The sequence below is a fragment of the Pantoea sp. Taur genome (assembly GCF_009830025.1).
Classification (GTDB): domain Bacteria; phylum Pseudomonadota; class Gammaproteobacteria; order Enterobacterales; family Enterobacteriaceae; genus Pantoea; species Pantoea communis.
The window spans coordinates 12,461-24,161 of record NZ_SZZZ01000020.1; the positions used below are offsets into that span (position 1 = coordinate 12,461).

The following is an 11,701-nucleotide window of genomic DNA, read 5'->3' on the forward strand; positions in this document are numbered from 1 at the left end:
TACATTGCAGGTAATATTCCTGTACGTCATCTATTGATACGCAGATAGGGTAGATCCATGAGCGGTAAGCAAATAACGTGGAATGGCGGGTTACAACCTGAAGCCATCGAGATTTTGTCCCAGGACGGCGGCATGATTGTGAGCCCAACGAAAGTCGGTTACATCATCATGACTTCCGATAAAGCCGGGTTAGAGCGTAAGTTTGAAGCCAAGCAGCGCAAGCGCAACAAGCCAGGCGTGGTACTATGTGGCTCGCTGGAACAACTGCGTTCACTGGCTCAACTGACGCCGGAAATTGACCAGCTTTATCAGCAGCATTGGGATCAGGATATTTTGCTGGGCTGTATTTTACCGTGGCGAGAAGATGCGTTGGCGCGTATTCCGGCTGACGGTTCAAAAGAGCTGATGATGGATGGCCGCCAGACCAGCTGCTTCGTGATTAAATTTGGTCGCCCAGGCGAAAATATTGCGAAAGCGCTGTGGGAAGATCACGGGAAATTCTCCTTCGCCAGTTCTGCGAACCCATCGGGTCAGGGAAACCGTGGTCTGGTTGAGGGTATTGGCGAACGTATTGAAGCGCGTGCTGATTTAATTATTGAAGCCAATGACTACGTGAAATCCATTCAGCCTAACGACGAAAATAAAGTGCGCTACGAACAAGGCGTAATGGTGTCGATGGTCGATAGCGAAGGTCGTCTGATTCCACAGCAAAACGGCGAGCGTAAAATCACCCCGTGCCCGGTATTGATTCGCAAAGGCCTTGATGTCGATAAAATCATGGCGTTGCTGTCGGACATCTTCCCGTCCTGGGATTACCGTCACGGCGATTACTACTGATGTCACTAGCCTGTTTCCTGGTATGGGAAACAGGCTAATTCGCGTTACCACTCCACGGTGATTTTGCCGAAGTGTCCCGCCGATTGCTGATGCTGGAAGGCCGCAGGCAGATCGTTCAGCGCACCATAACTGTCACTGATTACCGGGCGAATACCAGTTTGCTCTAACGCGCGCACGAAATCCTGCTGCTGACGACGATGGCCGACAATCAACCCCTGAATACGCGCCTGCTTCGCCATCAATAGCGAGGTCGGGATCACGCCTTCGAACCCAGTCAGCACACCAATCAGCGCGATATGCCCGCCCACGCGCACCGCTTCAATCGACTGTGCCATGGTGCCCGGCCCGCCCAGTTCAATCACCACATCTGCGCCTTTGCCCTCAGTCAGCTGCTGTACCGCTTTGCCCCACTCCGGCGTGGTGCGATAGTTGATGCCCGCATCGGCCCCCAGCTCTTTGGCTCTGGCCAGCTTCTCATCCGATGAAGATGTGACAATCACTCGTGCGCCCATCGCTTTGGCAATTTGCAGCGCAGTAATCGACACGCCGCCGGTGCCCAACGTGACGATGGTATCGCCCGATTTAATCTGCGCATCGCCTACCAGTGCGCGCCATGCCGTCAGGCCAGATGTGGTAATCGTCGCGGCTTCGGCATGCCGCCAGCCGCGCGGTGCGAGGGTAAAGTGATGCGCAGGACGCACCACCACTTCGGCGGCAAAGCCGTCTGTTCCATCGCCGGGTGTCTGGGTGAAATTGCCGACCTGAGCAAACGGTAGCCCATCCTGCCACTGTGGGAAGAAACAGGACACCACATGGTCGCCGGGATTAAAGTCGGTGACGCCTGCACCGACCTCTTCGACCACGCCCGCACCGTCCGCCATCATAATGCGATCTTGCTCGGTGGGGATCGATCCGTTAGCCACCAGCAAATCGTGGAAGTTAAGTGAGGTGGCATGGATCGCCACGCGGATCTCTCCGGCGCCCGGTTTACCGGGATCGGGCAGATCCGCCAGCTGCAAGTGCTCTAAACCGCCGGGTTGTTTCAGGATCATCGCTTTCATAACCACTTTCTCCTTAGCAAAACGCTCAATACAAAGCATGCCGCTGCGAAACGTGCATGCCTTCTTTTGTGCGCTAAGTTTGGCAGCGATGCCGCTTCCCTGCCTGTTACTCCGTGCGGTTATGCGAAAAGCTTTTACACATCCGCACGATAGGCTATCTCTTTCTGCAAACGCAGCTCTGACAGGCGTCGTTCCAGCGTGGCTTCGATATTGTCATACGCCGTGCTGCCCAATGCCAGACGCAGCGGCATGGCGGGTTGATCCAGCGTGGCGATCATCGCGGTGACAGATTTCGCGGCATCGCCTTTGATCGCGAACTCGCCAGACATAATCGCGCGGCGCACTTCACCGGAGGCGGTGTCCCGATAAACATCCTGCGCCTCAGCAATATCCAGCCCGGCACCAAAGTTAGTGGCGGTTGGACCCGGCTCCACCAGCAGGAAATCGATGCCAAAGCTGGCAACTTCCTGGCGTACCGCTTCAACAAATCCTTCGATGCCCCACTTGCTGGCGTGATACAGGCTGAAGTTGGGATAAGCCACCTGCCCGCCTTCCGAGGAAACCTGCGCGATGCGCCCGCCGCCCTGCTGGCGCAGCAGCGGAATCACGGCACGAATTAGCTGGATTGAGCCGGTAAGATTGGTGGCGATCTGGCGATCAATCTGCGTATCACTTAACTCTTCCGCTGCGCCAAACAGACCATAGGCGGCATTACTTACCACCACATCAACACGTTCCACCTGAGCAAAGGCTTTGCCGATAGCGGGTGCGATACTGGCGGTGTTTGCCAAATCCAGCGCAATAACCTGCAGCTGTTCGCCATATTGCCCCTGCAGATCCGCCATTGCCTCAGTGCGACGTACGCAGGCCAGCACGCGATCGCCACGTGCCAGTAAATCTTCACTCATCAAACGGCCCAGCCCACTGCTGGCACCGGTAATTAACCAGGTTTTCATTTTGTCGTCCTCCGGTTGAAAACCCGATGATAGATCGCTTTACTGGTGGTCATAATCTCCCTAATCGCGCATGACCTGGTGAGGAAATACCACCAATGAGAAGACCTTCCTGGCATGAACTTCAGGCCATCAAAACGTTGGGCGAGCAGCGCAGCTTCCGCCGTGCCGCTGAGATGCTCGGCCTGAAGCGCTCTTCACTCAGCCATCTGGTGAAAGCGCTGGAACAGAATCTGGGGGTACAGCTTTTTCAGCGCACGACCCGCAGCGTATCGCTCACTGATGCCGGGCAACAGTTAATCGATCGCCTCGCTCCACTACTGAATGAAATGGATAAAGTGCTGCACGATGTCAGCGCTCGCCGCCAGCAGCACGCAGGCACCTTACGCATCAGTGCCAGCGATGCGGCTATTAGCATCCTGCTGGAAAAAGTGGTGCCGGGATTTTGCGCCGATTACCCGAATATTCAGCTCGATTTTGCCGCACAGGGTGAACTGGTGGATATCACCGCCGCCGGGTTTGATGCCGGCATTCGGCTGATTGAAGATGTGCCGCAGGATATGGTGGCGATTGCGCTGGGCGGCCCGCTGAATTTTATCACCGTGGCTTCACCGGCCTATCTCGCCGCACACGCCCTCATCAAGCAGCCGCAGGATTTGTTGCAGCAGCAGTGCATTCGCCATCGTCTGCCGAGCGGGAAACGCTATCGCTGGGAGTATGAGAATGCGGGGAAACGCTGTGAGCTGGATGTACCGGGCACGATAACGTTAGATAATAACGCGCTAATGACCCGGGCGGCCATCAGCGGATTGGGCATTGCTTATGTGCCATCGCTTTACGCCGAAGCGGCGCTGCAATCCGGCCAGTTAGTGGAGTTACTCGCCGACTGGCGGGTGCAGTCGGCAGGTCTGGCCTTGTGGTTCCCGCCCAACAAGCATCAGTCGATGGCGCTGCGGCTGTTTATCGATGCTCTGAAAAACAGCCTGCCGCGCCAGTCGTAATTCAAGCCTGACGCTGTGGCGCTTTGTGCACCATGGTGTAAGCGTAATCCACGCCCATGCCGTATGCGCCGCTGTGCTCACGCACCAGATCCATCACCGCGTCATAAGTCTCTTTACGTGACCAGTCGCGCTGGTACTCCAGCAACACTTGCTGCCAGGTCACCGGCACCGCACCGGCCTGCACCATGCGCTGAATCGAACGCTCGTGAGCATCGACGCTGGTGCCGCCTGAAGTATCGGTCACCACGTACACTTCAAAGCCCTCTTTCAAGGCCATCAGGGCCGGGAAAGTCAGACAAACTTCCGTCCAAAGCGCTGAAATAATCAATTTCTTACGGCCGGTTTTCTTCACCGCTTCCACGAATTTGGCATCTTCCCATGAGTTCATTGAGGTGCGTTCAATCGGCTTCGATTCCGGGTGCACCGCCAGCAGTTCTGGCCAGATGTAGCCGCTAAAACTTTCGGTTTCTACAGAGGTATAAATCACCGGCACGTCGAAAACTTTGCCCGCTTTTGCCAAAGCGACGGTGTTATTTTTGAGCTGCTGGCGATCAATATTGGCGACGCCGAAAGCCATCTGCGGCTGGTGGTCGATAAAGATCAGAGTTGAGTTCTGTGGGTCGAGCAGGTCGAGTTTAGACATGATGTATTCCTCTAAAGTGTTTTTAAATTTGTGTGTTGTGCTGCTGGAATGAACTTTAGAGAAAGGGGCCGCGAAGAGATAACGCAAAGAATTTTACAACTTGTTCAAACTGTTTTTAGAAGACTGATTTAAAAAGATAAATTAACACTCAACACAGCAATTTCAGCCTCAAATGCGCTGTTTTTCACATTGCTTCCGGTGTATCAGCAGGCGTAACCTGTGCCAACAAAATCATAAAAAACACCATCGCAAAATGATCGTACGTCCTCGTCAACACTGGTTCATCAGGTTGTTTGATTGGCACGGCTCGGTGCTGGTTAGCATTGTGTTTCGCCTGTCGCTCAACCTGCTGATGTCGGTGATCGCCATTATCGGCTATCCGTGGTACTCCACTTTCGGCATTCACCTCACGACTGCACCGTTCAGCTTGATTGGCGTGTCGATTGCCATCTTTCTTGGCTTCCGCAATAACGCCAGCTATGCGCGTTTTATTGAAGCGCGCACGCTGTGGGGCAATATGCACATCACGCAACGCTCACTGCTGCGCCAGATAAAATGCATTCGCGGCATCAGTGAAGCGCAAGTGCAGGAGTTTGTAGGGCTGCAGCTGGCATTTAGCTGGGCAATGAAACATCGGCTGCGTAAAACCGATGCGCAGGCCGATCTGGCGCGCTTGCTGCCGGAGAAATGGCACAGTGCCGTATTGAGCCATCCGATGCCGACCTCACAGACGTTGTTATGCATGGGCGAATGGCTGGCGCAGCGGCGCGATGAGGGTCTGGTGTCGGATATTGTCTGGCAGAGTATCGATGACAATCTCAATCATCTGTCGGCTTATCTGGGCGGCTGCGATCGCCTTGCCAGCACGCCGATTCCGTTTGCCTACAGCCTGATTCTGCATCGCACCGTGTACCTGTTCTGTACCCTGCTACCGTTTGCGCTGGTGGCGGATTTGCATCTGATGACGCCGTTGGTGTCGGTGTTTATCTCGTACACCTTCCTGTCGCTGGAGTCACTGGCGGAAGAGCTGGAAGATCCGTTCGGCACTGCGCCCAACCATCTGCCACTGGATGCGCTGTGCGTGAATATCGAACGTAATTTGAAGGCGATGAACAATGATTTCCCGTTGCCGGAACCGCGCCAGCCGGATGAGCATTTTAATCTGACGTAAAGCGTCCATTTGCCTGGCGCGCATAACAACACAGCCGGGCATATGGCTAACAGCTCAGACCGACCACATAGCGAGCACTTTTGTGGTCCGTCTCTTCGGATAATACGTTTTTTTGCCCGATTAACTGTGCAGATCCAGCCAGCGCACATACGCCTGATCCCAGAGCGCAGCAGGCGTACCCGCTTTCCCCAGACCAAAGCCATGCCCACCGCTGCTCAGCTCAATCAACTCCACTGGCACCTGCATCCGACGGCAGGCATCGCGCATCATTTCAGTGTTATGGGGATTGGAGGTGTGATCATCTTCCGCCTGCGCCAGGAACGTCGGTGGATATTGTCGGGTGACATAATTCTGCACTGACCAGTTCGCTTCCTGAGTGGGTGTCGCGTGATCGCCTACCATCATCAGGTGCGTCTTGGTGTTCTGATACGGCGCTTCAAGGGTGATGACCGGATAGATCAGGCCAACGCTATCGGCCGTAGGTCGGATTTGATCGAGCGGGTCCTGCGCCGGATAGGTTTCGAAATCAGGACGTGCGGCCGCCATGCCAAGCAGATGTCCGCCAGCGGAGAAGCCGAGCAGATGCACTTTACTCTCCATAGAACGCACCAGACGAATGGCACGCTGCGCATCCTGCAGCGGCGCGAGATTACCCGCCTGCCACTTTTCTCCGGGCAAGCGGTAACTCAGTACGTACACGGTGTAACCGTTGGCATTTAACCAGCGCGCCACCGGCCAGGCTTCACGCCCCATGCCGATAAAGCGATAGCCACCGCCAGCCGCCACGATCACCGCTTCGCCGTTGGGATTTTCCGGACGGAAACGCTGAATCGCGGGAGATACGATGTTGGTCCAGGAGCCATTCATACTGACTTTCAATAGCCCAGACGGTCCGCCACCGCCTGGCGGATCATCAGGCCATAATGGGATGATGTCATCACGGGCAAACAGTTTGCCTGCGGTCATCGAAAGGACGGTTGCCCCGGTTGCTTGAAGAAAACCACGCCGTGTAAGTTTCATGCCCTGTAGCCAGTATTGAAAAATATGTCAGCCTTGTGGGCTGCGTCTCGTTATGTGATACGTGTCAACTTTCAACGCTGGCGATTATGTACGCATTTTGTACAAAAGATCCATAGAAAAAGCGCCTATAAAGGCGCTTATTTTATAGTGAATCCGCAAAAATTTTGCCGCTACATGAAAGCGAACACTCGAGATCACGTAATTGGCTAGACGCTGAAATCCCCTAAATAATTCGAGCTGTGGCAAGGCGGCAAGTGCGTGAGTCCCCGGGAGCTTACTTCAGTAAGTGACCGGGGCGAACAAACGCAGCCAACGCCGCTACAGTTCGAAGTATGACGGGGATTTAATCCTGTTGCTGGAATTGGGTCATAACTGTTTGCTCGCACTGCTGCTGATTATGGCGCAGCTGCGTGCGTTCATCCTCGCCCAGTTCCATCCAGGCGCTGATCACTTCCTGCGCCGTTTCTTCATTGAATTCAGTCTTATCCATCGCCGAAGAAGACTGGCTGGCAGCCAGCTGAGACTTCATTTTCGCGGTATAGGTATCCAGATCGCTGGTCTTTTTTTCCGTGCTCACCAGATGGCACAGCTGGCTGGCATACACATTCTCTTCGCTGGTGTTATCACCGTCAGCGGCGAAGAGAGGGGCGGAAAGCGAGAGCCCAACGAGGGCGATTAATATGGCTTTCATAACAGACTCCAGTAATTTCCAGAAAATCACTTTTGATTATGTTGCGCACGTGCCGCCTGACGGGCGGCACGCCAGTTTAATAACGGCGTCACCGTGATGCCGTGCAGCACGATGCTGCACACCACTAACGTCAACGCCATATCCACCATTTGCTCTGCCTGCGGGCCACGCATGCCGTGCACCCAGGCATAAGCAATGTAATTGATACTGCCGATGCCGCGAATCCCCAGCCAGCCAATGAGCAGACGGCGCATGAGCGGTATCTCACAGCGCCAGGTGGTGATCCACACCGCCAGCGGACGCACGACCACAAACAGCAGCAGCGCGAGGCCAATGCCGGTGAGATTCCAGTGCTGCGCCAGTGTGACTCCCAGCACCACCATCATCGCGGCGGCCAGCAACCGCTCGATGGTATCACCAAATGACAACGCATCGCCGACCACCAGGCCCACTGATTTCACCATACCGCTGCCACCGTGTGCCAGCCGTTGGTTAGGATTGACGCGGGCTTCTGCGGGCAGGTATTGCTCCTCTTCTGACAACGCTTCCTGCGGATAGTGCTTCACCACGCGCAGTTCTGCACGACGTAATCCCACGCCAGCCGCAAAAGTCGCCAGGAAGCCCGAGGCCTCCAGCGACTGCGCCGCCGCATAACTGAGCGCGATGAGCGCCAGCGCGAGAAAATCATTGGGCGCTGTGTCCTGATGCGCGCTGCGCAGATGGGTTGCCAGATGGCCAATGACGCGACCCATTAGATACCCAATCGCTAGCCCGCCACCAATGGCCCACAATCCATCTTTCAACATCCATTCACTCAGATGGCCGATATCCAGCGAGCCAGATTGCATCAGCAGTAACGCCAGCATCAACAGCGGTAGCGCCGAACCATCGTTCATTCCCGCTTCGCTGGAGAGCGCCACGCGCAACGCGTCATCATCACGCGCATCGTTAACGGAAATCAGACTCGCCAGCACGGGATCGGTCGGTGCCACAATGGCACCAAATGCCAGCGATATCGCCCAATCGAAGCCGGTCATCCAATGCACCAGCAGCGTCATGCCGCCTACGGTAAGCAGCATCGCGGGAAAGGCCAATCGCACGCCGACACGCCAGGCATGTGCGTTGAGCGGGAGACGTAACTTAAGTCCGGTGATAAACAGCGAGGCTGCCATGGCGATTTCGGTGAGATGGGCGGCGAGTTCGGCGTGCCCGAGGATGTCGAGTTCCAGCAGATTGAAGACCCACGGGCCACACATGATGCCCGCAAGCAGGTAGAGCCCAAACGAAGTCACTGGCCCACGATGGATCCATCCGGAGGCCAGTGACATAAGAAGTAGCAGACCACCGGTAGCGGCAGTCCAGGCCAGGAAGTTCATAACGCTCCGTTTTTAAATAACATTCTCCCTTAAGCCTGGCACAGGATTGACGATCAGTTTTTCAGGTGACGACTCGCCAGACGAATCAGCAACGCAAGCGCAGCGGCAAGTGTGGAGAGCGCCACCACGCCGGTCCAGCCAAAGTGCGCCAGCGCCAGGCTTCCAAGTGCCGCACCGGTCGCCATGCCAATAAACACCACGGTGAACATCAGCGCATTCAGTCGGCTACGCGCTTCTGGTGCCAGACTGTAGACCAGCGTCTGATGCGCCACCAGCGTGGCCTGCACGCCCAAATCGAAGCCGATGGTGCTGATGATGATCAGGCCAATCTGAGCCGGAACCGGTAACAGTGGCAGCAGGAACATCAGCGCAAATGACACCATCACCAGCGTGGCACCATACTGGGTGACACGTGCAGGGCCGATGCGATCCGCCACGCTTCCCGCCAGCGGTGCCGCCAGGGCCCCAGCCGCACCCGCCAGACCAAATGCACCCGCGACCGCACTGTCAAAATGGAAGCGCTCACTCAGCATCAGCGCCAGCGTTGACCAGAAGGCGCTGAAACCTACGGACAGCAAACCCTGTGCCAGCGCGGCACGGCGCAGCGTCTGGTGGTGTTGCCACAAATGCGCCAGCGACAGCAGCAGACGCGGATAGCTCACCGAGGTGCCCGGTTTAAAGCGTGGCAGCACGCGCCACAGCGCGAGGCTAATCAGCAGCACGGCCACCGCCGCCACCATGTACATGGTGCGCCAGCCCAGATACTCCGCCACCACGCCGCTCACCACGCGTGACAGCAGAATACCGACCAGCAAGCCGGTCATCACCGTGCCAACAGTTTTACCGCGACTGCGTTCTGGCGCGAGTGCCGCCGAAGCAGGCACGATGTCCTGTGCCACGGTCGCGGTTAAGCCGGTGACAAAGCTGGCGATCAGTAACGCGTTGATGCCGCCCGAGAAGCCACACAGCAACAGCGCGGCGACCAGCATCAGTCCTTTAATCAGGATAATGGTGCGGCGGTCATGGCGGTCACCAAGCGGTGCCAGCAGCAGAATACCGAGTGCATATCCCGCCTGGGTCAGCATTGGCACCATGCCGACGCTACCAATCCCGACGTTAAATTGTTTGCTGATGATATCCAGCATCGGCTGGCTGTAGTAAATCGATGCCACGCTAAGCCCGGCACCTGCAGCAAGCGTAAACACCAGCGGCGCTGGCAGTTTTTCAGCTGGCAATGCAGTAGATTGCGAAATGGCTGACATAGTGAATTCCCCCGTGAAAGTGCGCTTATTAAAGCGCGTCGCGGCCATACGCGGTAGACTCGTCAAACACAGAACTGTTATGCACGGTGCGTATGAGCAATCCAACCAGTATTGACCGCATTGAACTGATGCAGACCTTTATTCGTATTGTCGAAAGTGGATCGCTGTCAGCCGCCGCTGCGCAGTTGGGCACGACACAACCCACCATCAGCCGCCGGTTGCAGGCACTGGAACAGCGGTTAGGACTGAAGCTGATTCTGCGCACGACTCATGCATTGAAACTCACCGATGACGGCGAGCGTTGTTATGCGCAGGCGCGGCAGTTGCTGGCGACCTGGCATGCGCTGGAAGATGAACTAACGGGTTCCAGTGACGATCCGATTGGCACACTGCGCGTGCGTGCGCCCCATGCGTTTGGCCAGGACCAGTTGATCGATCCGCTGGTGGATTACCTGCAGCGCTACCCGCGCCTGACGGTGGAGTGGATGCTCAATGATCGCACGCCGGACTTTATCAGCGAAAATGTCGATTGCGCGATTCAGGTCGGTGCAGTGAACGATCCCTCGCTGGTGGCGATTCTGCTGGCTGAAGTGCCGCGCTTTGTGGTCGCCGCACCTTCTCTGCTGGCACTGCATGCGCCGATTGAGGATGTCAGCCAGCTCACCGAATTACCTTGGCTGGCACTGACCAGCTTTTACCGCAATGAACTCGCGTTACAACGTTTGAGTGACGGACAGCCGTTGAACCTGCCGATTGCCCCGCGCCTCGCCAGCGACAGCTTATACGCCATCCGCAAAGCCGCGCTGGCGGGCATGGGTGCGGCGATTGTGTCGTCGTGGGTAGTACAGGAGGATTTGGCGAAAGGAGAGTTGATTCAGCTGGTGCCCGAGTGGCAAGCGCCGCCGCTGCCGGTGTGGCTGACCTATCCGTGGGCCAGCTATTATCCCGCTCGTATGCGGCAGTTTTTCGCGATGATCAGAGAGGTGATGCCGAAACTGGCGGGCACACAGCCGGTGCGGTGAAGACAATGCCGCCATATCAATATGGTGACGTCACGTTAAAGGGTGCCTTGAGGAAATGGTGCAGATTTTCGTAGGAAGCGCAGTTCCTGGGAGGATGGGCGGATTTTCAGGCGTTGGGCGAATTTCCGTAGGGTGCGCATTGATGCGCACCTCGTACACGAAACTACTTCTTCTCGACCTTCGACATATTATCCAGCCAGCCCATCACGAAGGCCGACAGCACAAAGGTCAGGTGGATAATCACGTACCACATCAGCTTGCTGTCATCGACATTGCGCGCATCCATAAAGATGCGCAGCAGGTGGATCGATGAAATCGCTACAATCGAAGCCGCGACTTTGTTCTTCAGCGAGCCGGAATCCATCTTGCCCAACCAGCTCAGCTTCTCTTTGTTCTCATCAATATCCAGCTTAGAAACAAAGTTCTCATAGCCAGAGAGCATCACCATCACCAGCAATCCGCCGACCAGCGTCATGTCCACCAGCGACAGCAGCAGCAGAATCAGATCGTTCTCAGCAATGCTGAGTATGTTGGGCAACAGGTGAAAAATTTCCTGGAAAAATTTAACGGTCAGCGCCAGCAGCCCCAGCGAAAGTCCAATGTAAACCGGAGCCAGCAACCAGCGCGATGAATACATCAGGTTCTCGATAAAACGTTCCATAAT

Annotated in this window: 12 protein-coding genes; 4 read left to right on the top strand and 8 right to left on the bottom strand. The window is 56.0% G+C overall.

Going from position 1 to position 11,701, the window contains the following annotated elements:
• The first annotated feature begins 57 nt into the window (after positions 1-57).
• Entirely contained in the window at positions 58-837 is a 780-nt protein-coding gene (locus tag FD744_RS20845) for an L-threonylcarbamoyladenylate synthase (RefSeq protein WP_160869211.1), read from the top strand.
• A 44-nt stretch (positions 838-881) separates the two neighbouring features.
• Here the strand turns inward: FD744_RS20845 and FD744_RS20850 are convergent, their stop codons facing one another.
• On the bottom strand, positions 882-1,898 hold the full coding sequence (locus FD744_RS20850) for an NAD(P)-dependent alcohol dehydrogenase (RefSeq protein ID WP_097119408.1): 1,017 nt from the start codon (positions 1,896-1,898) through the stop codon (positions 882-884).
• Between the two features lie 134 nt (positions 1,899-2,032).
• Entirely contained in the window at positions 2,033-2,854 is an 822-nt protein-coding gene (locus FD744_RS20855; RefSeq protein WP_160869213.1) for an SDR family oxidoreductase, read from the bottom strand.
• A 95-nt stretch (positions 2,855-2,949) separates the two neighbouring features.
• On the opposite strand from FD744_RS20855, the gene FD744_RS20860 reads away from it, so the two are divergent.
• On the top strand, positions 2,950-3,852 hold the full coding sequence (locus FD744_RS20860; RefSeq protein ID WP_160869215.1) for a LysR family transcriptional regulator: 903 nt from the start codon (positions 2,950-2,952) through the stop codon (positions 3,850-3,852).
• Between the two features lies 1 nt (position 3,853).
• Here FD744_RS20860 and FD744_RS20865 read toward each other — a convergent pair whose 3' ends face one another.
• Positions 3,854-4,495, bottom strand: a complete 642-nt coding sequence (locus FD744_RS20865) for a hydrolase (RefSeq protein WP_034819796.1) — start codon at positions 4,493-4,495, stop codon at positions 3,854-3,856.
• Between the two features lie 253 nt (positions 4,496-4,748).
• On the opposite strand from FD744_RS20865, the gene FD744_RS20870 reads away from it, so the two are divergent.
• Positions 4,749-5,666 carry a bestrophin family protein gene (locus FD744_RS20870; RefSeq protein WP_097119412.1) on the top strand — a complete coding sequence of 306 codons (918 nt, stop codon included), beginning with the start codon at positions 4,749-4,751 and terminating at the stop codon, positions 5,664-5,666.
• A gap of 120 nt (positions 5,667-5,786) precedes the next feature.
• Here FD744_RS20870 and FD744_RS20875 read toward each other — a convergent pair whose 3' ends face one another.
• From FD744_RS20875 to FD744_RS20890, 4 genes are all read right to left on the bottom strand, one after another.
• The gene (locus FD744_RS20875) at positions 5,787-6,632 is read right to left on the bottom strand and encodes an alpha/beta hydrolase (protein ID WP_097119413.1); all 846 of its coding nucleotides are present in this window, start codon (positions 6,630-6,632) and stop codon (positions 5,787-5,789) included.
• A gap of 397 nt (positions 6,633-7,029) precedes the next feature.
• Positions 7,030-7,377, bottom strand: coding sequence for a hypothetical protein (locus FD744_RS20880; protein ID WP_160869217.1), 348 nt, complete (start codon positions 7,375-7,377; stop codon positions 7,030-7,032).
• Positions 7,378-7,403: 26 nt separating this feature from the next.
• Complete coding sequence (locus FD744_RS20885) at positions 7,404-8,753, bottom strand: sodium:proton antiporter (RefSeq protein ID WP_160869219.1); 1,350 nt, start codon at positions 8,751-8,753, stop codon at positions 7,404-7,406.
• 53 nt (positions 8,754-8,806) lie between these two features.
• Complete coding sequence (locus tag FD744_RS20890) at positions 8,807-10,015, bottom strand: MFS transporter (RefSeq protein ID WP_034819821.1); 1,209 nt, start codon at positions 10,013-10,015, stop codon at positions 8,807-8,809.
• 92 nt (positions 10,016-10,107) lie between these two features.
• Between FD744_RS20890 and FD744_RS20895 the strand changes: the two genes are divergently transcribed.
• Positions 10,108-11,037 carry a LysR family transcriptional regulator gene (locus FD744_RS20895; RefSeq protein ID WP_160869221.1) on the top strand — a complete coding sequence of 310 codons (930 nt, stop codon included), beginning with the start codon at positions 10,108-10,110 and terminating at the stop codon, positions 11,035-11,037.
• Positions 11,038-11,200: 163 nt separating this feature from the next.
• On the opposite strand, the gene FD744_RS20900 is transcribed toward FD744_RS20895, so the two are convergent.
• Positions 11,201-11,698 carry a TIGR00645 family protein gene (locus FD744_RS20900; RefSeq protein ID WP_034819827.1) on the bottom strand — a complete coding sequence of 166 codons (498 nt, stop codon included), beginning with the start codon at positions 11,696-11,698 and terminating at the stop codon, positions 11,201-11,203.
• Positions 11,699-11,701: the final 3 nt, after the last annotated feature.